General features: G+C 64.8%; 24 protein-coding genes and 2 tRNA genes. 19 read left to right on the forward strand and 7 right to left on the reverse strand.

All coding sequences use genetic code 11. The features are described from left to right. Positions 1-14 precede the first annotated feature (14 nt). The 3 genes from XI03_RS33130 (at position 15) to XI03_RS33140 (ending at position 2,342) form a co-directional block, all read left to right on the forward strand. Positions 15-90 (forward strand) — tRNA-Thr (locus tag XI03_RS33130). Positions 91-194: 104 nt separating this feature from the next. Further along, the gene (locus XI03_RS33135; protein ID WP_271594444.1) at positions 195-1,841 is read left to right on the forward strand and encodes a hypothetical protein; all 1,647 of its coding nucleotides are present in this window, start codon (positions 195-197) and stop codon (positions 1,839-1,841) included. 108 nt (positions 1,842-1,949) lie between these two features. After that, on the forward strand, positions 1,950-2,342 hold the full coding sequence (locus tag XI03_RS33140; protein WP_028139316.1) for a hypothetical protein: 393 nt from the start codon (positions 1,950-1,952) through the stop codon (positions 2,340-2,342). 74 nt (positions 2,343-2,416) lie between these two features. Here the strand turns inward: XI03_RS33140 and XI03_RS33145 are convergent, their stop codons facing one another. After that, positions 2,417-3,472 (reverse strand): polysaccharide deacetylase family protein, encoded by a 1,056-nt coding sequence (locus XI03_RS33145; protein WP_271594445.1) that lies wholly within the window; start codon positions 3,470-3,472, stop codon positions 2,417-2,419. Positions 3,473-3,725: 253 nt separating this feature from the next. On the opposite strand from XI03_RS33145, the gene XI03_RS33150 reads away from it, so the two are divergent. Next, positions 3,726-4,049 carry a hypothetical protein gene (locus tag XI03_RS33150; RefSeq protein WP_271594446.1) on the forward strand — a complete coding sequence of 108 codons (324 nt, stop codon included), beginning with the start codon at positions 3,726-3,728 and terminating at the stop codon, positions 4,047-4,049. Positions 4,050-4,220: 171 nt separating this feature from the next. Next, positions 4,221-4,436, forward strand: coding sequence for a hypothetical protein (locus XI03_RS33155; RefSeq protein WP_028139313.1), 216 nt, complete (start codon positions 4,221-4,223; stop codon positions 4,434-4,436). A gap of 32 nt (positions 4,437-4,468) precedes the next feature. Here the strand turns inward: XI03_RS33155 and XI03_RS33160 are convergent, their stop codons facing one another. Then, positions 4,469-6,157 (reverse strand): MFS transporter, encoded by a 1,689-nt coding sequence (locus tag XI03_RS33160; RefSeq protein WP_271594447.1) that lies wholly within the window; start codon positions 6,155-6,157, stop codon positions 4,469-4,471. 146 nt (positions 6,158-6,303) lie between these two features. Between XI03_RS33160 and XI03_RS33165 the strand changes: the two genes are divergently transcribed. The 7 genes from XI03_RS33165 (at position 6,304) to XI03_RS33195 (ending at position 14,102) form a co-directional block, all read left to right on the forward strand. After that, positions 6,304-7,677: a hydrolase gene (locus XI03_RS33165; protein WP_038950925.1), complete on the forward strand. Its 1,374-nt coding sequence runs from the start codon at positions 6,304-6,306 to the stop codon at positions 7,675-7,677. A gap of 36 nt (positions 7,678-7,713) precedes the next feature. After that, positions 7,714-9,084, forward strand: a complete 1,371-nt coding sequence (locus XI03_RS33170; protein ID WP_028139310.1) for a cytochrome P450 — start codon at positions 7,714-7,716, stop codon at positions 9,082-9,084. 48 nt (positions 9,085-9,132) lie between these two features. Continuing rightward, positions 9,133-10,542 carry an adenylate/guanylate cyclase domain-containing protein gene (locus XI03_RS33175; RefSeq protein ID WP_271594448.1) on the forward strand — a complete coding sequence of 470 codons (1,410 nt, stop codon included), beginning with the start codon at positions 9,133-9,135 and terminating at the stop codon, positions 10,540-10,542. A gap of 216 nt (positions 10,543-10,758) precedes the next feature. After that, positions 10,759-11,247, forward strand: coding sequence for a tellurite resistance TerB family protein (locus XI03_RS33180; RefSeq protein WP_018318970.1), 489 nt, complete (start codon positions 10,759-10,761; stop codon positions 11,245-11,247). 225 nt (positions 11,248-11,472) lie between these two features. Further along, the gene (locus XI03_RS33185) at positions 11,473-12,252 is read left to right on the forward strand and encodes an SDR family NAD(P)-dependent oxidoreductase (protein WP_038950926.1); all 780 of its coding nucleotides are present in this window, start codon (positions 11,473-11,475) and stop codon (positions 12,250-12,252) included. 121 nt (positions 12,253-12,373) lie between these two features. Continuing rightward, positions 12,374-13,168: a glutamine amidotransferase gene (locus XI03_RS33190; protein WP_038950927.1), complete on the forward strand. Its 795-nt coding sequence runs from the start codon at positions 12,374-12,376 to the stop codon at positions 13,166-13,168. Positions 13,169-13,289: 121 nt separating this feature from the next. Beyond that, a complete protein-coding gene (locus XI03_RS33195) occupies positions 13,290-14,102 on the forward strand; it encodes an enoyl-CoA hydratase (protein ID WP_028139306.1) in 813 nt (270 codons plus the stop codon). Between the two features lie 120 nt (positions 14,103-14,222). Here XI03_RS33195 and XI03_RS33200 read toward each other — a convergent pair. Continuing rightward, a tRNA-Ala gene (locus XI03_RS33200) sits at positions 14,223-14,298 on the reverse strand. A 204-nt stretch (positions 14,299-14,502) separates the two neighbouring features. On the opposite strand from XI03_RS33200, the gene XI03_RS33205 reads away from it, so the two are divergent. From XI03_RS33205 to folD, 3 genes are read left to right on the forward strand one after another with little or no spacing between them, the layout of a single operon-like run. Next, a complete protein-coding gene (locus tag XI03_RS33205; protein ID WP_007598721.1) occupies positions 14,503-14,793 on the forward strand; it encodes a YggT family protein in 291 nt (96 codons plus the stop codon). A 14-nt stretch (positions 14,794-14,807) separates the two neighbouring features. Further along, positions 14,808-15,152 carry a DUF167 domain-containing protein gene (locus tag XI03_RS33210; protein WP_038972975.1) on the forward strand — a complete coding sequence of 115 codons (345 nt, stop codon included), beginning with the start codon at positions 14,808-14,810 and terminating at the stop codon, positions 15,150-15,152. A gap of 10 nt (positions 15,153-15,162) precedes the next feature. Further along, a complete protein-coding gene (gene folD, locus XI03_RS33215; RefSeq protein WP_038950929.1) occupies positions 15,163-16,047 on the forward strand; it encodes a bifunctional methylenetetrahydrofolate dehydrogenase/methenyltetrahydrofolate cyclohydrolase FolD in 885 nt (294 codons plus the stop codon). 156 nt (positions 16,048-16,203) lie between these two features. On the opposite strand, the gene ppa is transcribed toward folD, so the two are convergent. Beyond that, the gene (gene ppa, locus XI03_RS33220) at positions 16,204-16,740 is read right to left on the reverse strand and encodes an inorganic diphosphatase (RefSeq protein WP_018318963.1); all 537 of its coding nucleotides are present in this window, start codon (positions 16,738-16,740) and stop codon (positions 16,204-16,206) included. A gap of 175 nt (positions 16,741-16,915) precedes the next feature. Continuing rightward, positions 16,916-17,425 (reverse strand): GNAT family N-acetyltransferase, encoded by a 510-nt coding sequence (locus XI03_RS33225; protein WP_018318962.1) that lies wholly within the window; start codon positions 17,423-17,425, stop codon positions 16,916-16,918. A gap of 267 nt (positions 17,426-17,692) precedes the next feature. On the opposite strand from XI03_RS33225, the gene XI03_RS33230 reads away from it, so the two are divergent. Genes XI03_RS33230 through XI03_RS33245 form a run of 4 tightly spaced genes read left to right on the forward strand, consistent with a single transcriptional unit; the run spans position 17,693 to position 20,791 of the window. Then, on the forward strand, positions 17,693-18,592 hold the full coding sequence (locus tag XI03_RS33230) for a dienelactone hydrolase family protein (protein ID WP_271594449.1): 900 nt from the start codon (positions 17,693-17,695) through the stop codon (positions 18,590-18,592). Continuing rightward, a complete protein-coding gene (locus XI03_RS33235) occupies positions 18,589-19,056 on the forward strand; it encodes a DUF2269 family protein (protein WP_095424597.1) in 468 nt (155 codons plus the stop codon). The genes XI03_RS33230 and XI03_RS33235 overlap by 4 nt, the downstream gene beginning before the upstream one ends. An 8-nt stretch (positions 19,057-19,064) precedes the next feature. After that, positions 19,065-20,384: an SDR family oxidoreductase gene (locus tag XI03_RS33240; RefSeq protein WP_271594450.1), complete on the forward strand. Its 1,320-nt coding sequence runs from the start codon at positions 19,065-19,067 to the stop codon at positions 20,382-20,384. Then, positions 20,384-20,791 (forward strand): thiol-disulfide oxidoreductase DCC family protein, encoded by a 408-nt coding sequence (locus XI03_RS33245; RefSeq protein WP_271594451.1) that lies wholly within the window; start codon positions 20,384-20,386, stop codon positions 20,789-20,791. The genes XI03_RS33240 and XI03_RS33245 overlap by 1 nt, the downstream gene beginning before the upstream one ends. 177 nt (positions 20,792-20,968) lie before the next feature. Here the strand turns inward: XI03_RS33245 and XI03_RS33250 are convergent, their stop codons facing one another. Continuing rightward, a complete protein-coding gene (locus XI03_RS33250) occupies positions 20,969-22,216 on the reverse strand; it encodes a flavin monoamine oxidase family protein (RefSeq protein ID WP_271594452.1) in 1,248 nt (415 codons plus the stop codon). Between the two features lie 156 nt (positions 22,217-22,372). Beyond that, positions 22,373-24,199 (reverse strand): translational GTPase TypA, encoded by a 1,827-nt coding sequence (typA, locus tag XI03_RS33255; protein WP_271594453.1) that lies wholly within the window; start codon positions 24,197-24,199, stop codon positions 22,373-22,375. Positions 24,200-24,394 lie beyond the last annotated feature (195 nt).

The following is a 24,394-nucleotide window of genomic DNA, read 5'->3' on the forward strand; positions in this document are numbered from 1 at the left end:
CCCCGGCAGGGTTCGCCGCAATAGCTCAGTTGGTAGAGCACGTCATTCGTAATGACGGGGTCGGGGGTTCGAATCCCTCTTGCGGCACCAGCGCCTCAGGTTGTCCAGCCGGAAGAGATGGGTAACGCATCGTATCTAAGAGATGGCTGACAACCTCGTGCCGGCCGGGTGTGGGCAATGGGGCAGGCAGGGGCATGGCGAACGGAACGGGGTCCGCGGATCGGAGCGACTGGGTCCGGCTGCCCGGCCTCGTCATCCTTGCGGCGTTGATCACCGCCATCGTCGCCTCCAAATCGCTCGACGCGTCGCGGCTGCACAGCCGGTTGTCCGTTCCGCCGCTCTATGACGACGTCGCCTATTTCGGCGACGCGGTCAGATGGGTGAATGCCTTCGGAAGCCGCGGCGTCGCCGGCAGCGTCTGGGACTTGCTGCATCACCATGCGCCGTTTTCGACGCTGGTGGCGGCCACCGGTTTTTGGTCGTTTCCCGGAAGCTATCTCGGTCCTTATCTCGTTCATGCCGTGATCGTCTTCGGTTTCCTGCTCGGGATCATCTGGCTGGTTCGGCGACGGCCGGTCCTCGAGATCGCATCGTGTCTGATCGCAGCGGTGTGCGTGCCGGTGCTGTGGCACACGATCACGGAAGCGCGTCCCGATCTGCCCTCGGGACTTGCCATCGGTCTTGCCGCCGGTGCCATCGTCTACCGCGGCGTGCTCCGGCGCAGCGCCCGGTCGCTGGCTGGCCTCGGGCTCGCCTGTGCACTCGCCGCCTGCATCAAGCCGACGTCGTTCCCGGCTGCGCTCGCTCTGCTCGGCAGCGCGTTCGCGATCCGGCTGGTCGTCGATTGCATCCAGGCCGGCGGATTGCGCTTGTCGATCAGGACTGCGCTCGGCGCGCTCGTGTGGTTCGTGCTGCCGTTGATCGCGACCACGGCCGCGCTGATCGGGCCCGCATTGGTCGAGACCGTCACCTACATTCTTATGGTGTTCGTCGGCCAGCGCGACCTCTGGACGACGGGCGAAGGTTTCTGGCCCGGGCTGCTACGTTTCTCCATCGGTGGAGAGGGACAGTTCGGCCTGCACTATTGGCTCGCCATCGGGTTGGCCTTGATGCTGCTGCGCTTCGTGCTCGCTGCGATCCGGGGCCGGGCTGCGGTGCTGGATGCGGTCGTTCTGCTCGCGACCGTGCTGATTGCCTACGCCATTCCGTCCGTTGCCGAGATCAAGACCTACTTTTTCGGCGCAATGTTCTACGGCGTGTTCATCGTCGCGATGGTCCTCAATGGCTGCGCCATCATGGCGTCCATTGAATCGCTGCTTGCGCGCACGGCCCTTGCGACAGCCATCCGTCGCCATCTGCTGACGGCGGGCCGGGTGCTTGCGCTCGCAATGGCGTTCGCGCTGTTCGTCAAGCACGTCGTGATCGGTCAGCTCAGCGTGGCGACGCCGCTGAGCGCACAGCAGCAGGACAGCATCCGCGCATCGACCGATCGTCTCTGGTCGCTTCTGCGCGACGTCAAGCCACCGCCGTCGGGCCCGCTTTATGTCGGCTTTTCGAGTCCCTACCCGGTCACGCCCGCGACCATTCAGTTGTATGCGGCGCAGGCGCGGATGAATCTCGTCGTCCGCGGCGAGATGCTGCATCGAACGGCAGCGGCCACCGCAGACGCGCTTCTGCAGTCGAACATCCTCGTCGTCTCGAGCTCGATCCAGCACACGCTGGTCGGACCGCGGGTCGGCGATGATCTCATCGCCCGCATGGACGCGGAAAAGGGCGTCTGCCTGCTCGACAGCATGAGCTTTCCGGATGTGACGCTGCGGGTCTATCGGCGGGGGTGTTGATCGCGGCCGGCCGGTTCGAAATTGCTCCGCGATTGTGTGAGGCCAATCACTTAACCCAGGACACCTTCCCCGTAATGTCCCGGGTACGCCAACACGGGGAGATTTCACATGCGCAAGATCATTCTGGTTGCCGCCATGGTCCTGGCTTCTGCCTCTGCCCAGGCAGACGGCTCCCGCAGCCTGTCACTGTCCGCGGCGGGCGCTCAGGCCCCTGCTCCACAAACGACGCCGACCGCCGCCACGGCGCAGGTGAGCGAAGTCGCGCCAGCCGCGGAGGCGCCGAAATATTCCGATCGCCCGCCGGCAGTGTCGCTCTCTGCGCCGGCCGCCACGGTCACGCCGGCGGCTCCCGCGGTGACCACGCCCACGACCACCCCGGCGCCGGTCGCGACAACCAAGCCCGCCACCAAGAAAACGGCAAGGGCGGACCAGCCGAAGTCCAAGCGCTGGACCGAGCGCCGCATCATCAGCGAGCTGCACCGCCACGGCATCTATTGGTAAGCCGTTCGCCAAAAGCAAATGGCCGGGCAAAAAGCCCGGCCATGACGCTAGACTTTGGATCGGATCGCTGGCGTTTACTGCGACACCGTCTGCACCACGCTTCCGATCGGACGCGTGTTCGTGCTCGCGGTCGGCACCTTCATGTCCTTCATGATGGCTTCGTCATACTCCGGCAGCGTCTGCAGCGTCGACTTGGCCTTCATCTGCACGACCTTGTAGCCGCCGGCCTTCAACCGCGCGAGCAGCGTCGGCAGGGCCAGTCCGGTATTCTTCTGGAAATCGTGCATCAGGATGATGCCCTTGCCGAGCTTGTCCAGCCGGGTCATCACCGTCTCGATGATCTTCTCCGGCGTGGCGCCCTTGCGGAAGTCGAAGGAGTCGACGTCGGTCGAGAACATCGCGACGTTGCGGGTGCCGAAATAGCCCACGATCGCCGGATTATGCTGGAGCTGCGGAAAGCGGAAGAACGGCGCGGGGTTGGCACCCAGCGCGAACCTCACCGCGCTGATGCCCTTTTCGACCTCGTCCTTGGCCATCTGCTCCGTCATCTTCTTGCCGTTCAGATTGACGTGCGACCAGGTATGCGTGCCGACCGTATGGCCCTGGGCCAGCACCTGGCGCAGGATCTCCGGATGATAGGTCGCATGCTTGCCGACCGAGAAGAACAGACCCTTGGTGCATTCATCCGCCAGCGCCTTCAGCACATTCGGCGTGTTCACCGGCCAGGGACCGTCGTCGAAGGTCAGCACGACTTCCTTGTCGGTGAGGAAGTCGAATTGCTTGAAATGATCGAATCCGAAGCCGGGGCCGCCGGTGGTGTCGATCTCGACCACGCGGGCGACGCCCAGCGCGTTCGGATTGGCGCAGGTCGATTTCTGCTGAACCGGCATGGCCGGGGCGGGCGCGGGTGCCTGAGCAACTGTCGTCGGCTTGGCCGCGATCGTTGCGGTGGTCTCGACGTCATCCCTGGCGGCGAGCTTCGCCGGTGCCGGCAATTGATCGGCGGCACGGGCGGCAATTGTCTTGGGAGCGGCCTGATCGGCGCGCGAGGAATAATAAAACCAACCGCCGGCGGCGATCACGACCGCCGCAACTACACTGGCCAACATCAGGCCCAACGCATTACGCATCGCTATTCTTTCCAATTACGCAACCAAACCGGCGGAATTTCCCGCGCGACGAGCCATTAATGCGAAGTAACAGTTAACGTGACACCAACACGACGGCGGTTGTGGAGGAATTTCAGGGCGGTGCGCCAAAGTGACCGACGTCACAGTCGGGGTGCGGCCCGTGACCATCATCACAGTGGAAACTGTTTTGCTGGAGCATCGTAGCTCCCATCAACAACGGGCACCGTTGCCACGGCGCCAATGGGAGCTTCAAATGACCAACTCTCCTGACACCAAGTCTCTTAACACCAAGTCCTTCTCTGCCAGTCTCCGCGACATCAGCCTGGCGCTCGGCCTTGCCGCCATTGTCTCGCTCGTCTCGACGACCTCGAGCTTCGCCTTCTCGGCCGAGGCGCAGCAGCAGTGCACCGGCGACGCCTTCCGCCTGTGCTCGTCGGAAATCCCCAACATCCCGAAGATCACGGCCTGTATGATGAAGCATCGCTCGGACCTGAGCGTCGGCTGCCGCGCGGTGATGGACAAGGATCTCGCCAAGGGCGCGTCGCGCAAGGTCGCTGACGCCCAGGACAAGCAGTAAGAGCACGCAACACCGTCATCGTTGCGTCGGTTAGCTCCCCTCGCGAATACGCCCCGGCGTCAAGCCGGGGCGACGCGGCGGCGTCATGCGGCCGCCAATAAAGCCGTTGCGGCTGAGGGATCGTCGCACTAGCTTCGCCCGCACATTCTTCCGGGTAAGAGGCATTACGCGATGACCAGATTTCTTTTCATTCTTCTCTTGCTGCTCGGCGCGTCGGTCGCATCCGCGCAGCAGCAGCCGGGCCACGATGCCTGCGCGCGCGATGTCACCCGCTTCTGCCGCGCCGTGATGAACAATGGCGATGGCGCTGTGCTCGCCTGCCTCAAGCAGAACCGCACCAAGCTGAGCAAAGGCTGCGACAAGGTGCTGACCGAGCACGGGCAGTAGTGATTCCCGTGGCCCGGATGGAGCGAAGAAACCTACGTGCTGCTCCCCGCCGCGGTCGCGACCACCGGCAGCACCTCGGCGCTCGCACGATCTGGCGTCTCATCCTTCCAGCGCACCGAGCCGAACGGACGCTCCAGCATGCGGCGGATCCGCACCGGCTCGGGACCGATATGGAAATCGATCGCCTGCTGATGCAGCGCGCGTTCGGACTGCGTCGAGCGGTTGCGCTGGCGCAGATAGTCGAACCAGGTCGGGCAATGATAGCGCTCGGTCCACAATTCGGGGTCGGCGATGTCGCGGGCGATCGACCAGCCATAGGCGCCGTTACGTTGCCGTGAGAGCTGCACGTCCTGCATCACGTTGTGGAACGCGCGCGCGTTCTCCTGTGACACGCGGTATTCGATCTCGACCACCAGAGGTCCGCTGCGCCCCGTCAGGGACAGTTTCACCTCGGGATCGGCCAGCACGTCGGCATCCTCGTTGCGGGCACCGACGCGCGGCATCGTCAGCCAGATCCCGAGCAGGGGCGAGATCAGCATCAGGCCGGCGGCGGTCAACAATGCGACCTCGACGCCGGCATAGTCGGTGAGATGGCCCCAGCCCCAGGCGCCGATGGCGATGCCGCCGGAGATCGAGGCCTGGAATGCGGCGAGCGAGCGACCGGCGACCCAGCGCGGCGCCGAGAGCTGAACGCCGATATTGAACAGCGCGATCGCGGCCATCCAGACCGCGCCGGCCAGCACCAGCGCAGTTGCCGTCAGCACCGGCTCCGTGCTCAGGGCAAGGGCAGCCATCGCGAACGCCATCGAGATGGTGCAGGCGCGGATCGCGGCCTCGCCGCTCATGCGCTTGCGCAATTCGTGGATGTTGAGCGCGCCGACCACGGCGCCCATGCCGAAGGCACCCAGCATGATGCCGTAGGTCTGCGCACCGCCATGCAGCAGGTCGCGCGCGACCAGCGGCATCAGCGCCATGATGGCACCGCCGATCAGGCCCATCACCAGCGTGCGCAACAGCACGATCTTGATCGGCGGCGAATTGGTGATGTAGCGGAAGCCGGAGACCATGGCGCGGTTGAGCTTTTCCCGCGGCAGGCGCGATGGCTCTGTGCTGCGCCGCCACAGCAGCAGCACCACCAGCAGCGGCAGATAGAGGATCGCGTTGCAGGCAAACGCCGCTACCGCGCCGAGCGCCGCGACGATGACGCCGCCGACTGCGGGCCCAAAACTGCGGGCGATGTTGTAGCTGATGCCGTTCAGCGCGACAGCCGAAGGCAGCGCATCGGGCGGCACCTGTTCGTTGACCGAAGACTGCCACGCCGGGCCGAACAGCGCGTTGCCGCTGCCCACCACGAAGCAGAAGGCGAGCAGCGTCTCCGGGCTGATGAGATTGAACCCGGCCAGCACCGTCAGCGCGGTTGCGCCGGTAAGTGCAATCATCAACGAGACCAGGGTGACGATGCGGCGGTCATACATGTCGGCGATGGCGCCGGCCGGCATCGAGATCAGCATGATCGGCAGCATCAAGGCGGTCTGCACCAGCGCCACCTTGTCCGCCGAGGCCGCCATCTGCGTCATCGCCCAGGCTGCACCCACGCCCTGGATCAGGAGGCCGAGATTGGAGAGCAGGCTGGCGAGCCAGATGCGCCGGAACACGGTGTACCGCAGAGGCGCGGTGATGCCGTCGGCGGCGATTCTCTGGCGGTTCGTCTGCTCGGTCATATCCCCTTCCAAACGTGCTGGCAGAATGGTCTTGGAGTGATCTTGGGCGATTCCGGCAAATTCAGTGATGCCTGCGAAAGTCCTTCGCTGTCCAGTGGTTAGGCCGCTATAAGCGGTGCAAAGAGTTGGGTTGCCGGGAGGAACATATGAAGCTGTCGCGACGGACGATCCTGCAGGGGGCAGGCAGCTTGCCTTTCGCAGTTGCGAGCTTGCGGACGGGCGCATGGGCCCAGACCGCGCCCGCCGCGGCGCCTGGCACCGAGGTGCCGCCGATCCTGTTCGTCCACGGCAATGGCGACTACGACGCGCTCTGGATGACGACCTTGTGGCGGATGGAATCCAACGGCATCGCGCGCGATCGCATGATGGCGATCAACTTCACCGATCCCAATGCGCGCAGCGACGACACGGTCGAGCAGGCGAACCGTTCCTCGACCGAGGACCAGCGCCGCGAGCTCGCCGCTGCCATTGCCGAGTTGAAGCGCCGCACGGGCGCCTCGCGCGTGGCGCTGGTCGGCAGCTCGCGCGGCGGCTATGCGATCCGCAATGTCATCAAGAACGGTGGTGCCGGCGATGTCAGCCATGCCGTCCTGTGCGGCACACCCAATCACGGCGTGTTCGCGACCGACGACCAGCCCAACAACGAGTTCAACGGCCGTGGCGTATTCCTGCGCGGCCTGAACGAGGGCGAGAGCGAGGTGACGCCGGGTGTCGCCTTCCTCACCTTGCGCAGCGACGGCATGGACAAATACGCCCAGGCCGACGGTCGCTTTATCGGCAAGCCGGGCACGCCGACCGGCGTCACCAATGAAGGGCCGGAGCTGAAGGGCGCCACCAATCTCGTGCTCGGCGCACTCGATCATCGCGAAGTGGCGTTCCATCCGCGCGCCTTCCGCGAGATCTACAAATTCATCGCGGGACGCGAGCCCGCGCGAATTGCGATCGTCCCGGAGCCAAGCGTCCGGCTCAGCGGCCTCATCACGGGGACGCCCGGCGGCGTGCCGACCAATCGCCCGGTGGCGGGCGCAACCGTCGATGTCTTCCGCGTCGACCCTGAAACCGGAGAGCGCAAGGGCGGTGCGCTGCACAGCGCGAAGACCGGCGCCGACGGCCGCTGGGGGCCAGCGCAGGTCGATCCCGCCTGGTCGCTCGAATTCGTCCTGGCATCGCCCGAGATGCCGACGACGCATATCTACCGCTCGCCGTTCCCACGCTCATCCGACGTCGTGCATTTGCGCGCCGCGCGCCCGCTGGGGCCGGCCGACAAGGACGCAGGAGCTGTCGTGATCATGTCGCGGCCGAGGGGCTATTTCGGCCTGCCGCGGGACGTGGTGCTGTTCGACGGCAAGGAGCCGGCCGACGTCAAGCCGGGCGTGCCCACGGATGCGGCAGCAACCCTGCGGCTTCCCGCCAGCGAGGTTGGGCGTAACATCGTGGCCGAGTTCGGCGAAGAACGAATTGTGGCGCGCGCCTGGCCGGCCCAGGAGAACAGGATTGCGGTCGCCGAGCTGACTTATTAGCTATTTTGCCTGCGTCACATCTCTCGGGAGAGAGCCATGAATATCGCCAGCGTGCGTAGGCCCATCATCCCCCCGGCTCCCCCGCGTGCGCCCGACGACATGTCGTTCTTCGGCCGGCTTGCCGTGATCCGGCGCAACATGATCGCGACGTGGGGGCAGCCTGCTTACGAGGAAGAGGTCATCAAGGGCCGCTTCTTCCTTCGCAACAGCTTCATCCTGAATCAGCCGGATGCGATCCGGCACGTCCTGCTCAACAATTACGAGAACTATACGCGCACGCCGGCGGGCATCCGCATGCTGCGCCCGGTGCTCGGCGACGGGCTTCTGATCGCGGAAGGACACTCCTGGACGTTCCAGCGCCGGACGCTCGCGCCGGCCTTCACGCCGCGCGCCACCGCCAACCTCGTGCCGCACATGACGGCGGTGCTCGACGAGACCATCGCGAAGCTCGATACGCAGACGGGCGCGCCGGTCGATCTGCGCGAAATCATGCAGCGCATGACGCTGGAGATCGCGGGGCGCACGATGTTCTCGTTCGGCATGGACCGGCATGGCGCGACCCTGCGCAATTTCATTATGGAGTATGCGTCCCGGCTGGGACGGCCCTACTTCCTCGACATGCTGCTGCCGGTGTCGTGGCCGAGCCCGATGGATTTTGCCCGCGCCCGTTTCCGCAAGCGCTGGACCGAGTTCGTCGCGATGCTGATCGCCGAGCGGCGCGCTGCCGGCAAGAAGGACGGCGCGCCGCCGCGCGATCTGTTCGATCTCATGGACGCGGCGCGCGATCCGGAAACCGGCAAGGGCTTTTCCGACGAGCAGCTCGTCGACGAGGTCGCGACCATGATCTTGGCGGGTCACGAGACCACCGCAACGGCGTTGTTCTGGGCGCTATATTTGCTCGCACTCGATCCGGAGACGCAGGAAGAGGTGGCGTCCGAGACAAGCGGCGAGCATCTCGACAGCATGGCCGACATCGATCGTCAGAAATTCACCCGCGCGGTGATCGACGAGACCATGCGGCTCTATCCTCCCGCCTTCCTGGTCGCGCGCGCCGCACGCGAAAAGGACAATGCGGCAGGCGTCGAGATCAGCAAGGGCGACATCATCATGATCGCGCCCTGGCTTCTGCACCGTCACGAGAAGCTGTGGGATCAGCCGAACGCGTTCATTCCAAAGCGCTTCATGTCGACGGAGGCGCCCGATCGCTTCGCCTATCTGCCGTTCGGCGCAGGTCCGCGCGTCTGCATTGGCGCGCCGTTTGCGCAAGCCGAATCCGTGCTGGCGCTGGCTCGGTTGATCGGCGCGTTCCGTGTCGAGCTCGCCGATCAGGCGAATCCCGTGATCCCGCTCGGCGTCGTCACGACCCAGCCGGACCACTCACCTATGTTCCGTATCACCCGTCGGTGACAGGCGATTGCCTGGCCGATGGCGTGATTCAACCAGCAGAGTCCCGCCATGAGCGACATCCAGGCCCAGTTCTCCGTTCTGAAGCAGACCGCTGACACGAAGGTGGTCGATGCGATTGCGCGTCTGATCGAGGACGGCGAAGATCACGAGCTCAACCGCGTCAATGTCCTCGATTTCGCCACGCAACATGCCGTCGACGAAGAGCACGCGATCTCGGCCTTCCTGCACGCGGCGCGGCTCGGGTTGTTCGATCTCGGCTGGAACGTGCTGTGTCCGGGCTGCGGCGGCGTGCTCGGCGCGCACACGACGTTGAAGGCGCTCAAGCCAGACGACTATCACTGCGCGCTCTGCGCTTGCGGCTACAAGGCCTCCGTCGACGATCAGGTCGAGGTGTCCTTCACCGTGAATCCGCGCGTGCGGCGCATCGCGGCGCACGACCCCGACACACTGCCGGTGTGGGAGTATTTCAAGCAGGTGTTCTGGAGCTCCGGCGTCGACTTCAACAAGGAATCGTTTGCGACGCTGGCGAACGAGGTGACGCTGGATACGATGGAGTTGCCGGCCGGGGAGAAGGCGACCATGTCGCTGCAGCTGCCTGGTGACTTCGTCATCATCTTCGAACCGGTCACGCACGCCGCCCATTTCATCGACGTCCAGGGCGAGCCGACCAGGGATCGCCAGCAGCTCGCCATCATGTACAACAAGGTGCAGGCCCCGACGGGGACCACGACCATGCGGCCGGGTCCGCTGCGGCTATCGCTGGAGAACCAGGCCGGCGTGCGCGTGCTGCCGTCGGTGTTCATCGCGGCCGAGGCGCTCCATCATCTAATCGGCAAGCGCAAGCCGTTCCTCACCGCCAAGCGGATGCTGTCGAACCAGACCTTTCGGGATGTGTTCAAGGCGGACAATCTCAGTCTCGACCAGCGGCTCCAGATCACGTCGCTGACCTTCCTGTTCACCGATCTGAAGGGCTCGACGGCGCTCTACGAGCGCGTCGGCGACCTCGCCGCCTTCGATCTGGTGCGGGCGCATTTCCATGCGCTGCTCGAGATCATCTCCTCCGAGAAGGGCGCGGTGGTGAAGACGATCGGCGATGCCGTGATGGCGACCTTCGTCCGCCCCGAGCATGCCATCGTCGCGGGCCTGCGGATGCGTGCGGCGATGGACCAGCTCAACAAGCGGCGCGGCACCGATGATCTCATCGTCAAGATCGGCATCCATGAAGGTCCCTGCCTCGCGGTGATGCTCAACGAGCGGCAGGATTATTTTGGCCAAACGGTCAACATCGCCGCCCGCGTGCAGAGCCTGTCGACCGCGCAGGAGATCCACATCACCGGCCCGGTGCTCGATGCGCCCGCAGTTGCGGAGGTGCTGGAGCAGCGCGCGATCAAGCCGATCCAGAAACAGGCGGCGCTGCGCGGCATCGCCGACAAGATGGTGGTGTACGAGATCCCGTGAGCCTCAGGCGGTCATTCCGGGGCGATGCGCAGCGTCGAACCCGGAATCTCGAGATTCCGGGTTCGTGCTCTGCGCGCACACGGAATGACCGTGAACAGATTGCCGAAACGTAATGCAGCGCGCGGAACTGACGCACGTTGCGCCGGTTGAGTTTCCTGCTCATATAATGCTGGTAACGGCCGCGCCTCGCGGCTGTATCGATTTCGGTAGGATCTTATGCTCGACGGCCTGCGCCAATTCATCGCCGACATTGTCGCCCCCAATGACCAGAACCGCACGTTCGGCGACAGCGATTATCGGTTGGCGGCCACCGCGCTGCTGGTCCACGTAATCTCGCTCGACGGCCAGCCGAGCGCGGCCGAGCAGCGCAAGCTGCACAGCCTGATCGAAAGCCATTTTAAGCTCGATCGCGGCACTGCGGATCGTCTGATTGCGGACGCCACCCAGGTCGAGGGCGAGGCGGTGGACCTCTATCACTTCACCAGCGTCATCATGCGCTCGCTCGACGAGGAGGGCCGCAAGCGCATCGTCCGGATGATGTGGGAGCTGGTCTATGCCGACGGCCAGGTCTCCGAATTCGAAGACAACGTCGTCTGGCGCGCCTCCGACCTGCTCGGGATTTCCCAGCGCGACAGGATCGACCTGAAGCATACGGTGGCCGAGCGCGCCGGTGGTCAGGTGACGGACAGCGCCGTCGGCGGCTGATCCGCGCAAACCGTCGGATGGCCGGTTGTGCGGATCACATGACGAAACTTTAATGTAGCTGCCGGCCGTCCGGCTCCGGATTCGTCCGTAAAAACCCGGCTTTCCTGCTCCTCTTGACGCCCGCTCAGGCGGCCATGCGGCCGACGCCGCTTGCCTGTCGCGCACGGCTTATGCTCTCGTTCCATCATTGCGGGGCCAAAAACTTCAATTCAAGAGACTTCGATCGTGGCTGAGCGGGTAACGTTGATCACCGGTGCTTCGGCGGGCATAGGTGCGGAGCTGGCGCGCGTGTTTGCCGCCAATGGACATCGCCTCGCATTGACGGCGCGGCGCGCGGATCGATTGGAGGCGCTCGCGAACGAGCTCGCCGCCAAAGGCGGCAAGAAGCCGATCGTGATCGCCTGCGATCTCCAGGACCTGGACGCCGGCGAGACGATCGCGGCGGCGCTGGCCGCTGAAGGCGTCGAGCTCGACCACCTCGTCAACAATGCCGGTTTCGGCGTGTTCGGCGACGCCATCGAGCGCGATCGCGACGAGCAGATCGGGATTGTCGATGTCAACGTGCGGGCTCTGACCGATTTGTCGCTGCGCTTCGCCGATCAACTCATCAGGAACAAGGGCGGTCTTCTCAATGTCGGCTCGGTCGCGGGCTTCCTGCCCGGCCCCGGCATGGCCGTCTATTACGCGTCCAAGGCCTACGTGATTTCCTTCACCGAAGCGCTGCGGGCCGAGCTCGCGCCGCGCGGCGTTCGGGTCACCGTGCTTTGCCCGGGTCCCGTGCCCACCGAATTCCAGGCGCGCGCCGGCGTCGGCTCCGGACATGATACGGCCCTTCTCAATGTTTCAGCCGCCGATGTCGCGCAGGAGGCCTATCGTGGCCTGATGGCCAACAAACGGGCAGTGCTGCCTGGTCTGGGCATCAAGATTGTGCCATTTGCCCTGCGCTTCTTCCCGCGGGGCTTCATCCTGGCCGCCACCAGCCGATTCCAGAGGCAGAGGCATTAGATCTCGAAGCTCCCGTATTGGCCCGGAGCTTGCTTCGGTTTCGTTGTGTGCGCGAACTCACACGAAATTAACGATCGCTTAGTTATGCTGGCGGTCTGAACCGATAGCATTCGCAAAGGCCATGTCGTTCCGGACGGACAGGTTTGGTAGCGCAGAGGTGGTGCCCTTCCCGAGGAGGACGCCAGGCGCCGTCGCCTCCGAAACCCAATTGCCGGTTCTGATCATCCTGCACCAGGAATCCTCGACGCCGGGCCGTGTCGGCAATGCGCTGCGTGCGCTGGGCCATCGTCTCGACATCCGCCGTCCCCGCTTCGGCGATCCCCTGCCCGAGACGCTCGATCAGCATGCCGGCGCCGTGGTCTTCGGCGGTCCGATGAGCGCCAATGATTCCGACGACTATATTCGCCGCGAGATCGACTGGATCGAAATTCCGCTCCGCGAGCAGCGGCCGTTCCTCGGCATCTGCCTTGGTGCCCAGATGCTGGCGATGCAGCTCGGCGCCCGCGTCGCGCCGCATGCCGATGCGCTGACCCAGATCGGCTACTACCCGATCCGGCCCACAGCCGCGGGCCACGCGCTCTGCCCGGCCTGGCCGGCCCAGGTCTATCACTGGCATCGCGAGGGATTCGAGCTGCCTGTCGGCGCCGAGCTGCTCGCAGAAGGCGACGATTTTCCGGTGCAGGCGTTCCGCGCCGGCAATGCCTTCGGCGTGCAGTTTCATCCTGACGTGACCTACGCGATGATGCATCGCTGGACCACGCGCGGCTATGACGGCTTCAGTGCGCCCGGTGCGCGGCAGCGACATCATCATTTCGCCGATCGTGCCGTATACGATGTCGCAGAGCGTGCCTGGCTCGACCATTTCATCGACGGCTGGCTGACGCGCCGGCCGGTGCTGGCGCAAGCCGCCGAGTAATCGCGTGCTCGCGCAGGTTCTTGGCGCAGGTCCTTGGCGCAAGTCTCTGCCTCTTTCCTGGATATGCTAGGCTCACCGCCAACGAGCGCGCGAACGCGCCGGAAAGCAAAGGGAGAGCGTCATGGCCTACGAGCACATTCTCTATGAGGTGAGCGACAAGATCGCGACCATCACCCTCAACCGTCCCGATCGCATGAATGCGTGGACGCCGACCATGGAGCGCGACGTGCGCCATGCGATGGAAGCGTCAAACGCCGATGACGATGTCCGCGTCATCGTGCTGACCGGCGCGGGCCGCGCCTTCTGCGCCGGCGCCGACATGGATGCGCTGAAGGGGCTCGACCCCGATGACGTCCGGCGCGCGTCGAACCTGCCGCCGTTCGACATGAACCGGCGTCCGGACTGGCAGACGCGCTACGGGTTCTATCCGTCGATCAAGAAGCCTGTGATCGCCATGCTCAACGGCGCCACGGCCGGCATTGGGCTGGTGCACGCGCTCTATTGCGACCTGCGCTTTGCCGCCGACAACACGGTGTTCACGACGGCCTTCGCGCGGCGCGGCCTGATTGCCGAGCACGGCATCAGCTGGATGCTGCCGCGCATCGTCGGCCACGCCAACGCGATGGATCTGCTGCTCTCGGCGAGGCGCGTGCCGAGCGACGAGGCGTTGCGGATCGGCCTGGTGAACCGGCTCTGCCCGCCTGACAAGCTCCGCGAGGAGACCTATGCCTATGCGCGCGATCTCGCCGATTTCGTCTCGCCGAGCGCGATGGCCGTGATCAAGCGCCAGCTCTACGAGGTGCCGTTCCAGACGCTGGCGGAGGCAACGATCGAAGCCAACCGGGAGATGATGGTGGCGCTCGCCGGCAGCGATTTCCGGGAAGGCGTGGCGAGCTTCATGGAAAAGCGGCCGCCGAGGTTTACGGGGAGGTAGGGGGATTTCGGAGGGAGCCCGCCTTCGCCCTGCGGGCTTCGGCGAGGCAGCCTTCGCTCACTTCGCTGCGAGAGACTTCCCAAGGCTTGCCTAGCCGTAGCTCGCGAAGCGAACGAAGGCTGGTGGAGCCAGGCGGGATCGAACCGCCGACCTCGTCATTGCGAACGACGCGCTCTCCCAGCTGAGCTATGGCCCCTTTGTTGGCCGCTCTGGTAAACGCGACCGACAACCGGGCGCCATTTAAGTCCCCGCCAAGGTCAAGTCAAGGACGGGTGTCACCCGGTTTTAGCCATTCGGGGCGCGGACTTCCCTTGTTTGGGCGGGGGGGAACCGATATCTAGCAAAAGGCGTCAATCCCGACCGCAGCCAACGTTTTCAAAAGCCAGAGGCTTCAAAAGCCATGCGTGCCGTTCTCGACATCGTCATCATCGTGCTCGACCTCTACGTCTGGCTGCTGATCGCCTCCGCGATCCTGTCCTGGCTGATCGCCTTCAACGTCGTGAACACGCGCAACCAGTTCGTGTCGGCGGTGGCCGAGTTCCTGTACCGGATCACCGAGCCGGTGCTGGCGCCGATTCGCAACTTCCTGCCCAGTCTCGGCGGTCTCGACATCTCGCCGATCATCCTGATCCTGCTCATCATGTTCATCGAGCGGGTGATCCTGTACTACATCTACCCGAACGTGATCTGAGCGGGCTGGAGCCCTTGGTTGCGAACGAAGGTTGTAAGGAACCCTGGCGTTACTCGGCCGCAGGAATCAGCATCGCGCTGCGGGTGACGCCGCGCGGCGGTCGCGACGGCATCGACGGAATCGAGCAGCTGGCCGACGGCCGCAGCGTGCTCAAGGTGCGGGTGCGCGCCATCGCCGATGGCGGCGAGGCCAACAAGGCCGTTTTGGTCCTGCTGGCGAAATCGCTGGGCGTCCCCAAGGCCGGCGTAAAGCTCCTGTCCGGAGCTACCTCGCGGCTGAAGCAGATCGCGGTCGACGGCGATCCGGCACGGCTCGGCGAAGCCCTGCGCCAGCTCGTCTCGGCCCAATCGAAAGACTGAGGGAACTGACATGACCGCCAAGATTATCGATGGAAAAGTCATCGCCGCGGAACTTCGGGCCCGCGTCGCCGACGAGGTCGCCCGCGTCAGGCGCGAGCACAATCTGGTGCCGGGACTGGCGGTCGTGCTGGTCGGCAGCGACCCCGCCAGCGAGGTTTATGTCCGCTCCAAGCACACCCAGACCCAGGCCGCTGGCATGGCCTCGTTCGAGCACAAGCTGCCGGCCGACGTCTCGCAGGCGGAGCTTCTGGCGCTGGTCGCAAAGCTCAACCGCGATCCGGCCGTGCACGGCATTCTGGTGCAACTGCCGCTGCCGAAGGGGCTGAACACCGAAGCGGTCGTCAACGCCATCGACCCTGCCAAGGACGTCGACGGGCTGCATCCGAACAATGCCGGCCGGCTCGCCGGTGGTTTCGAAGCGCTGTCGCCCTGCACGCCGCTCGGCTGCATCATCCTGACCAAGAGCGTGCACGCCTCGCTGGAAGGCATGAACGCCATCGTCATCGGCCGCTCCAATCTGGTCGGCCGCCCGCTGGTGCAATTGCTGCTGAACGAGAACGCCACGGTGACGATCGCGCATTCGCGCTCGCGCGACCTGCCCGGCCTCGTGAAGCAGGCCGATCTCGTCTATGCCGCGGTCGGAAGACCTGAGATGGTGCGCGGCGACTGGCTCAAGCCGGGTGCGACCGTGATCGACGTTGGCATCAACCGCATACCCAAAGAAGACGGCAAGACGCGCCTCGTCGGCGACGTCGCCTATCAGGAAGCGCTTGGGGTTGCTGGCGCGATTACGCCGGTGCCGGGCGGCGTCGGTCAGATGACGGTGGCGTGCCTGCTGGTCAACACGCTGCGCGCGGCCTGTGCGATCGCCGAGCTACCGAAGCCGGCGGTGTAGCCAAACTCTCGTGCCCCGGCTCTGCAGCGCAGCGTGAAACGATGCGCTGCAGAGCCGGGGCCTAGCGGCAGCATGGGTCCCGGCCCTGCGACGCGTCACACCGGACGATGCTACGCATCGCCGGGACATGCCGCATCGCGTCCGGGACACCAAAGCTCAGCCCTTCTTCTTCTTCTCGCGATCCATGCCTTCGAGGATCAGCTTGTGCGCGTCCTCCGGACCGCCCCAGCGCAGGATCTTGACCCATTTGCCCTTCTCGAGATCCTTGTAGTGCTCGAAGAAGTGCTGGATCTGCTGCAGCGTGATGTCGGGCAGGTCGGAGTACGACTTCACCTTGTCGTAGCGCTGCGTCAGCTTCGACGACGGCACCGCCAGAATCTTCTCGTCGCCGCCGGCTTCGTCTTCCATGAACAGCACGCCGACCGGGCGCACGCTCATGACCGCGCCGGGAATGATAGCGCGGGTGTTGATGATCAGGACGTCGCAGGGGTCGCCGTCATCCGACAAGGTGTGCGGGATGAAGCCGTAGTTACCGGGGTAACGCATCGGCGTGTAGAGGAAGCGGTCGACCACCAGCGTGCCGGCCTCCTTGTCCATCTCGTATTTGATCGGTTCGCCGCCCACGGGGACTTCGATGAGGACGTTGACTTCGTGAGGTACGTTCTTCCCGATCGAGATCGCATCGATACGCATTCAAGGCTCCGTTATTGCCGAGGATAAATCGCGCCCGGCAGCGATTTGGCGCTGTCATACGCGGGCTTGGCCCGCTGATCCATCGCGTTTTTGTGAAATAATGAATCCGGAAATCACCGGCTCAAAGGCAACGGTATCGACGGAAGGGAAACGCTGCCGCTGAGCTTTCAGCAGCTCAATTGGTCCAAGCGAAGGCAACCTTGTCGAGCGACTTCGGCCCGAACCGCTCCGAGGAGCGGGCCACCATACGGCCCCCCAGCGCCCGGTAGAACTCGGTCGCAGGATCGTTGTCCGAGAGCGCCCAGACCACCATGCTCTTCAGCCCGCTTTGCATCAGGTCGCGGCGGGCGGAGGCGAACAGGCGGCGGCCGAAGCCGAGGCCCTGGAATTCTGGGCGCAGGTACAGCTCGTAGATCTCGCCGTCGAAATGCAGGCTGCGGGCGCGGTTGCGGCCGTAATTGGCGTAGCCCGCGATCTTGTCGCCGAACACCAGCACGCTGACGCGGCTGCCCTTGCGGATCGCGCTGTCCCACCATTGCGGGCCGCGGCGGTTGATGAGCTTTTCCAGCTCGGCGCCGGGAATGATGCCCTGATAGGCGGAGCGCCAGGCTTCGTCATGAGTAGACGCCACCGCAGTTGCATCTGCAGCTTTGGCCGGCCGGACCTCGATCAGGGTTGTGCTCATGGGCGCAATCAAACCAAGTCGCCGCGCCGGCGGCAAGACCTATCGTTAATTATCGGTTAACGTGTGGACTTTGTGCATCAGTATCTGAACCATGTTGTACCGAAAAAAGACAGGACGCCGACTCGAATGGCACCGGCGTGCCGTGTGTCGGTGCAAAACTCCCTCTACGGCAACGAATGAAGGGCGAGGGCCACGCAGAAAGTCCGCCCATAGTGATTCGTTCCTACTAGTGTGGCTGTCGCTGTTCGTGCTCGCCCTCGGCCATTCATGCGGCTTCTCAACATCTTCGCGCTTATGACTCTGCTGGCCTTGCTGACTGCGCCGCCTCTGTGCGCTCAGGTCACGTTTGGCCCATCGGGCGAGGAGGGCGAACCGTTTCGCCGACAAGAGTGGCGGGTGCCGTCGCCGGATACCGACATTGCTGCGCGTGCCCTGCTGTTTCGCCCTGCCGGGGCAGGTCCGTTCCGGCTGGCGGTCGTCGCACACGCCTCGACGCAGAATGGCTTGCGTCGAGCGCAAATGCCGCAGCCGGAATATCGTGCGCTCGCCGCCTATCTCGTCGGGCGCGGTTTTGCCGTGCTGGTGCCGGAGCGGCTCGGCCATGGCGCGACCGGCGGCCGCTATGTCGAGGACCAGGGCGGATGTGACGAGGCGGACTATGCGCGCTCGGGCCGTGCAACGGCCGAGGAAATCCGGCTCGCGATGGAGTTCTTGCGAAAGCAGGATTTTATCCGCAAGGACGCCGCCATCGTGATCGGCCATTCCGCCGGCGGCTGGGGGGCGCTGGCGCTCGCCAATGCCGATCCGAAGGCGATCGCCGCGATCACAGTATTTGCGCCAGGGCGCGGCGGCCATGCCAATGATGAGCCGAACCGGATCTGCGCGCCACACACGCTTCTTGCCGCCGCTGCAGAGTTCGGCAAGGGCGCGCGCATTCCTGTCACATGGCTCGTTGCAACCAATGACAGCTATTTTTCGCCGGCGTTTTCAAAGGGCCTGGCCGACGCATTTCGCGGCAGCGGCGGCAAAGTCGACTTCCACACCTTGCCGGCCGCCAGCAGCGAGGGGCACTGGATGATCGAAAGTGAGGCCGGCGTCAAAGCCGCGAGCGGGGAGCTCGTGGGTGCGCTGAATAAGGGCAGGCCAACCGCGACCAAGAAGCCATGACGCTGTATTTCCTGGTCAAATTTCTCCATGTGCTCGGCGCCATCGTCATCCTCGGCACCGGAACCGGCATCGCCTTCTTCATGCTGATGGCGCATCGCACCGACGATGCGGAGTTCATCGCGCGCACCGCTTCGGTCGTCGTCATCGCGGACGCAATCTTCACACTGTCGGCCGTGCTCCTCCAGCCGATCACGGGCGGCTTGCTGATGATGCTCTCGGCGACGTCGATCACCGAGCGCTGGCTGCTCGCCTCGCTCGTGTTGTATGCCGTCGCCGGCCTGTTCTGGATCCCTGTCGTCTTGATGCAGATCGAGATGCGCGATCTCGCGCGAAAGGCCGCGGAGCAGCACAAGGCGTTGCCACAACGATACTTCGTCCTGTTTCGCCGCTGGTTCGCGTTCGGCTTCCCCGGCTTCGGCGCGACGATGCTGATCCTCTGGCTGATGATTGCAAAGCCGTTTTGAGAGCCGTGATGAACCAGCGAACCATTCTGGTGCTCGGCGCCTCCGGCCTGATCGGCCGCTTCGTTACGGACGATCTTCGCTCGCGTGGCTTTCGCGCGCTTGGCGTGGCGCGCAGCCTGTCGCCGGCGCAGAAGACGAGCGCGCTAGATATCGAGCTGCCGATCCTCTCGTTCGACGCGCCTGCGTTCACACGGCTATTGCGCGAGCATGCGGTGGATGTCGTCGTAAACTGTCTCGGCGTGCTCCAGGACGGCCCCGGCAGCGACACAGGTGCCGTGCATCGCGATTTCGTCGCGCGCCTGCTTGCGGCGATCACCGACAGCGGCCGCGCGATCCGGCTGGTGCACATCTCGATCCCCGGAGCGGCTGAAGCCGATCGCACCGCCTTCGCAACGACCAAGCGCGAGGCCGAGCGCCTGATCGCGGCCTCAGGCATTACGCACGCCATCCTGCGGCCCGGCTTCGTAATCGCACCGTCCGCTTATGGCGGCAGCGCCATGCTCCGCGCGCTCGCTGCCTTCCCACTCAACCTGCCGGACAAGGTGATGGCGACGTCGTTCCAGCCAATAGCCATCGAGGATATTTCGGGCACCATCGCCTGGCTCGCGGCGCGCGACATCGACGATGCCTCTGTAAACGCGCTGAGCTGGGATCTGATGCAGGCTGAGCCGGTCACCATGGCCGGCGTCATCAGGCAATTCCGCCTTGCGTTCGGCACGGCCGGGTGGCCGCATGTCGCGATGCCGTCGTTCATGCTCGATCTCGGCGCCAAGATCGGCGATCTCGCCAATTATCTCGGCTGGATGCCGCCGATGCGCTCCACGGCCATCGCCGAGCTGCGCCGCGGCGTGAGCGGTGATCCCTCGGCATGGATCGCCGCCACGGGCATCACGCCGAAGACGTTGGTCGATATGATTGGTCGTCATCCCGCGACCGTTCAGGACAAATGGTTCGCGCGCCTGTTCCTGATCAAGGCGCTGATCTTCGCGAGCCTGGTCGCGTTCTGGCTGATCTCCGGCTTCATCGCGCTGTTCGTGTCCTATCGCGCCGCCGCCGGCATTTTGATCGCGCACAACTTCCCGGCCGCGCTGGTCGATCCCATCACCATCGGCACCAGCCTGATGGACATGAGCATTGGCGTGCTGATTGCCTTCCGCCGCACCGCGGCGACTGGGCTCGTTGCTGGCATCGTCGCCTCGCTCGGCTATATGTTCGGCGCGGCGGTGCTGACGCCCGATCTCTGGATCGAACCGCTCGGCGCGCTGGTGAAGACGGGGCCGGCGATCGTGCTGATGTTGGTGGCGCTCTTGACGCTGGATAATCGCTGATGAGCAAATGGCCCGATGACGACGTGATCCTGTTCGACGGCGTCTGCGTCTTCTGCTCGCGCTGGGTCCGCTTCGTCGCGCAGCGCGACGCGGCGAAGCGGTTTCGCTTCACGCCGATCCAGTCGGACTATGGAGCCCGGCTCGCGCGGACATTCGGCATCGATCCCGACGATCCCGACACCAATGCCGTGGTTCATGGCGGCGAGGCGTTTCTGAAGTCCGACGCTGCACTGACGGTATTGTCTCTGCTTCCCCGCTGGGGTTGGGTGAGCATGTTGTTCGCCGTACCGAAGCCGCTGCGGGACCCAGTGTACAACCTCATCGCGCGCAACCGCTATCGCATCTTCGGCAAGTATGACGCGTGTTTCGTGCCTGATGCAGATTTGCGGGCGCGAGTGATCGAGTGACGCGACAGCGGCGCCACAAGATTGGTGTCGTCCCGGCGAACGCCGGGACCCATAACCACAGGACGAAGTTTGGCGAAGACTGGAAGTAGGGTCAATCCGCGGTACGCGCACCACGCGTGACTGAAAGATCACGCGGTATGGGTCCCGGCGTTCGCCGGGACGACATTGGTGGGGAGGTTAGCGCTTCCCGATTGCCGCCAGCACTTCCGTCGCCGCCCGTTCCCCGCTGTCCCGCGCCCCATGCGCAGTCGTGAAGAAGGTTGGCGACGTCGCCTCGCCCGCAAAAAATAGCCGGCCATCGACCGGCGCGGCCAGCACGGCGCGATCCCCGGCGTGGCCGGGCAGCGCATGCGAATAGGAGCCGCGCGCGAACGGATCATGTGCCCAGCGCGACTCGTACAGCGGCTTCAGCTTGCGGCGGATGTCGTTGCCGAGAAAGCCGGCGATCTCGTCGATGCTATGCGCGGCGATGGCGCCGTCGCCGGAATCCTCCAGCGCGCGGGCGAAGCTGCCGCCGAAGAAGCCTTCGATGCAGGGCTGGCCGAATGGGCGGATGTGGTAGGTGCCCATCGCGGTGCGCATGGTGGCGCCGCGCAAGTTTGCTTCCTTGGGAAAGGCTTCGGCGTCCTCGAGCGCGAGCGTCACCTTGTCGTCGACGCCGAGCGGGAGGCCGGCCGCTGCGTCGACCTTGGACGGTAACGGCGGCGAAAAGCGGATCGTCTCATCGGCGATCAGGTTGGTCGGCACGGTGATGATCACCTTGTCCGCGGTCAGCGTGCCCTGCGAAGTCTCGAGTCGGATGCGTCGGCCGGAATGATCGATCAGCGCGACGTTGCAGTTCAGCGCCACCGGGCAGGGCGCGCCATAGGCCGCAACAAGCGCGCCATAGCCGCGGCGGACGCGCCAGTTGAGACCAGAGTCCTCATAGGCGTCCCAGTCCAGCGTCGACATGTCCTTGAGTTCGCAGCCGTTGATGTAGGTCGAGATCGCATCGATCATGGGATTCCAGCGATTGCCCACCTCGAGGCTCCGGCTCGCAGGCTCGTCCTTGCCCTTCTGCGCTGCTTCCCAGAGGCGCTCGTAGAACGCGTCCATCGCGCCCATGAAATCGTCGCGCTCGCCTTGCGGAAACGCGTTGCCATAGGCGCGCTCGCGCCAGGGCGGCAGGTCCTTGTTGAGCTCGAAACCGAGTCGCTGCGCGATCGAAACGAAGGAGTTCTTGTCCGCCGAGTGCAGCCAGCCGCAGCCGACGTCGAAGGTGACGTCAGGTGAGGCCTGTACGGTCCAGGCGCGGCCGCCGAGCCTGTTCCGTGCCTCCAGCACGATCGCGGAGAGACCGGAGCCCGCAAGAGCGTGTGCAGCGCCGAGGCCGGCGGCACCGGCGCCGACGATCGCGACGTCGACGGAGGAGGGGAGGGAGGTCATGGGCGGGCTCTAGCACGTTCGTTGGGTGTGCTGAAGCCGGACGGGTAAACGCTTTTGTAGGGCGGGCAAAGGCGCTCTTGCGCCGTGCCCACCATCGTCCATAGGTGGGCACGCTTGCGCTTTGCCCACCCTACGGCACTACGGAGAACGGTGGCCTTACGCCACCGCTTCCTTGGCCTTCTCCGCGCGCTTGCGCTCGTTCGGGTCGAGGTGCTTCTTGCGCAGGCGGATCGACTTCGGCGTGACCTCGACGAGCTCGTCGTCCTCGATATAGGCGAGCGCCTTTTCCAGCGTCATGCGGATCGGCGGGGTCAGGCGCACGGCTTCGTCCTTCGAGGTCGTGCGGATGTTGGTGAGCTGCTTGCCCTTGAGCACGTTGATCTCGAGATCGTTGTCGCGGGTGTGCTCGCCGACGATCATGCCCTTGTAGACCTTCCAGCCGGGCTCGATCATCATCGGGCCGCGGTCTTCCAGCTTGAACATGGCGTAGGCCACCGCGTCGCCCTGGTCGTTTGAGATCAGGACGCCGTTGCGGCGGCCCTGGATCTCGCCCTTGTACGGGGCGTAGCCGTGGAACAGGCGGTTCATGATCGCGGTGCCGCGGGTGTCGGTGAGCAGCTCGCCCTGGTAGCCGATCAGGCCACGGGTCGGCGCGTAGAACACCAGGCGCTGACGATTGCCGCCCGAGGGCTTCATCTCGATCAGCTCGGACTTGCGCTCGCTCATCTTCTGCACGACGACGCCGGAATGCTCCTCGTCGACGTCGATCACGACTTCCTCGATCGGCTCCAGGGTGGCGCCGGTGGCTTCGTCCTTCTGGAACACGACGCGCGGGCGCGACACCGAGAGCTCAAAGCCCTCGCGGCGCATGGTCTCGATCAGGATCGCGAGCTGCAATTCGCCGCGGCCCGAGACTTCCATCGCGTCCTTGTCGGAGGCTTCGACGACGCGCAGCGCGACGTTGCCTTCGGCCTCGCGGAGCAGACGGTCGCGGATCATGCGACTCGTCACCTTGTCGCCTTCGGTGCCGGCGAGCGGGGAGTTGTTGACGATGAACGACATCGACACGGTCGGCGGATCGATCGGCTGTGCCGGCAGCGGCACTTCGACGGTCGGATCGCAGAAGGTGTCGGCGACGGTGCCCTTGGTCAGGCCGGCAATGGCGACGATGTCGCCGGCTTCGGCTTCATCGAGCGGCGTGCGCTCGAGACCGCGGAACGCCAGGATCTTGGTGATGCGCCCGGATTCGACCAGCTTGCCCTCGGCGTTCAGCACCTTGACCTGCTGGTTCGGCTTGAGGATGCCGGAGGAGATCCGGCCGGTGATGATGCGGCCGAGATAGGGGTTGGCCTCCAGGATGGTGCCGATCATCCGGAACGGACCTTCCTCGACCTTCGGCGGCGCGACGTGACGCAGGATCAGGTCGAACAGCGGCTCCATGCCCTTGTCCTTCGGACCCTCCGGGCTGTCGGCCATCCAGCCCTGCTTGGCCGACCCGTAGAGGATCGGGAAGTCGAGCTGCTCCTCGCTGGCGTCGAGCGCGGCGAACAGGTCGAACACCTCGTTGATGACTTCGGTCGGGCGCGCGTCGGGGCGATCGACCTTGTTGATGACGACGATCGGCTTGAGGCCGACCTTGAGCGCCTTGGAGACCACGAACTTGGTCTGCGGCAGCGGGCCTTCGGCGGCGTCGACCAGCACCAGGGCGCCGTCCACCATGTTCAGGATGCGCTCGACCTCGCCGCCGAAATCGGCGTGGCCGGGGGTGTCGACGATGTTGATGCGGGTGTCCTTCCACTGCACCGAGGCCGCCTTGGCCAGGATGGTGATGCCGCGCTCGCGCTCCAGGTCGTTGGAGTCCATGGCGCGATCGGTCACCTTCTGGTTCTCGCGGAACGTGCCGGACTGCTGGAGGAGTTTGTCGACCAGGGTCGTCTTGCCGTGGTCGACGTGAGCGATGATGGCGACGTTACGGAGGTTCATGAGTGAGCTTCTTTGGTTCGAACAATGGGTTAAGCGCGATCTCGCCGGTCGGACCGGGACCTCTTCTCGAAACAACGCTGGAAGACTGGAAACGGGGCGCTTTCCGCCCAAAAAGGAAGCCCGGCCATATCGACCGGGCAGCCTACGCGTTGCGGCGCAATATATGCAAAAACCGCCAAAAAACAATGCGTTCTT

The sequence above is a fragment of the Bradyrhizobium sp. CCBAU 65884 genome (genome assembly GCF_028128835.1).
Lineage (GTDB): Bacteria > Pseudomonadota > Alphaproteobacteria > Rhizobiales > Xanthobacteraceae > Bradyrhizobium > Bradyrhizobium ottawaense.

Excerpts from the sequence above, each read along its gene's own strand:
- XI03_RS33195 (WP_028139306.1), top strand. The coding sequence starts at position 13,290 with ATGGCCTACGAGCACATTCTCTATGAGGTGAGCGACAAGATCGCGACC.
- XI03_RS33145 (WP_271594445.1), bottom strand. The coding sequence starts at position 3,472 with ATGCGTAATGCGTTGGGCCTGATGTTGGCCAGTGTAGTTGCGGCGGTC.
- XI03_RS33155 (WP_028139313.1), top strand. The coding sequence starts at position 4,221 with ATGACCAGATTTCTTTTCATTCTTCTCTTGCTGCTCGGCGCGTCGGTC.
- XI03_RS33235 (WP_095424597.1), top strand. The coding sequence starts at position 18,589 with ATGACGCTGTATTTCCTGGTCAAATTTCTCCATGTGCTCGGCGCCATC.
- XI03_RS33165 (WP_038950925.1), top strand. The coding sequence starts at position 6,304 with ATGAAGCTGTCGCGACGGACGATCCTGCAGGGGGCAGGCAGCTTGCCT.
- XI03_RS33180 (WP_018318970.1), top strand. The coding sequence starts at position 10,759 with ATGCTCGACGGCCTGCGCCAATTCATCGCCGACATTGTCGCCCCCAAT.
- XI03_RS33230 (WP_271594449.1), top strand. The coding sequence starts at position 17,693 with ATGCGGCTTCTCAACATCTTCGCGCTTATGACTCTGCTGGCCTTGCTG.
- XI03_RS33225 (WP_018318962.1), bottom strand. The coding sequence starts at position 17,425 with ATGAGCACAACCCTGATCGAGGTCCGGCCGGCCAAAGCTGCAGATGCA.
- XI03_RS33135 (WP_271594444.1), top strand. The coding sequence starts at position 195 with ATGGCGAACGGAACGGGGTCCGCGGATCGGAGCGACTGGGTCCGGCTG.
- XI03_RS33140 (WP_028139316.1), top strand. The coding sequence starts at position 1,950 with ATGCGCAAGATCATTCTGGTTGCCGCCATGGTCCTGGCTTCTGCCTCT.
- ppa (WP_018318963.1), bottom strand. The coding sequence starts at position 16,740 with ATGCGTATCGATGCGATCTCGATCGGGAAGAACGTACCTCACGAAGTC.
- XI03_RS33170 (WP_028139310.1), top strand. The coding sequence starts at position 7,714 with ATGAATATCGCCAGCGTGCGTAGGCCCATCATCCCCCCGGCTCCCCCG.
- XI03_RS33160 (WP_271594447.1), bottom strand. The coding sequence starts at position 6,157 with ATGACCGAGCAGACGAACCGCCAGAGAATCGCCGCCGACGGCATCACC.
- typA (WP_271594453.1), bottom strand. The coding sequence starts at position 24,199 with ATGAACCTCCGTAACGTCGCCATCATCGCTCACGTCGACCACGGCAAG.
- XI03_RS33250 (WP_271594452.1), bottom strand. The coding sequence starts at position 22,216 with ATGACCTCCCTCCCCTCCTCCGTCGACGTCGCGATCGTCGGCGCCGGT.
- XI03_RS33240 (WP_271594450.1), top strand. The coding sequence starts at position 19,065 with ATGAACCAGCGAACCATTCTGGTGCTCGGCGCCTCCGGCCTGATCGGC.
- XI03_RS33245 (WP_271594451.1), top strand. The coding sequence starts at position 20,384 with ATGAGCAAATGGCCCGATGACGACGTGATCCTGTTCGACGGCGTCTGC.
- XI03_RS33175 (WP_271594448.1), top strand. The coding sequence starts at position 9,133 with ATGAGCGACATCCAGGCCCAGTTCTCCGTTCTGAAGCAGACCGCTGAC.
- XI03_RS33150 (WP_271594446.1), top strand. The coding sequence starts at position 3,726 with ATGACCAACTCTCCTGACACCAAGTCTCTTAACACCAAGTCCTTCTCT.
- XI03_RS33205 (WP_007598721.1), top strand. The coding sequence starts at position 14,503 with ATGCGTGCCGTTCTCGACATCGTCATCATCGTGCTCGACCTCTACGTC.
- folD (WP_038950929.1), top strand. The coding sequence starts at position 15,163 with ATGACCGCCAAGATTATCGATGGAAAAGTCATCGCCGCGGAACTTCGG.
- XI03_RS33190 (WP_038950927.1), top strand. The coding sequence starts at position 12,374 with ATGTCGTTCCGGACGGACAGGTTTGGTAGCGCAGAGGTGGTGCCCTTC.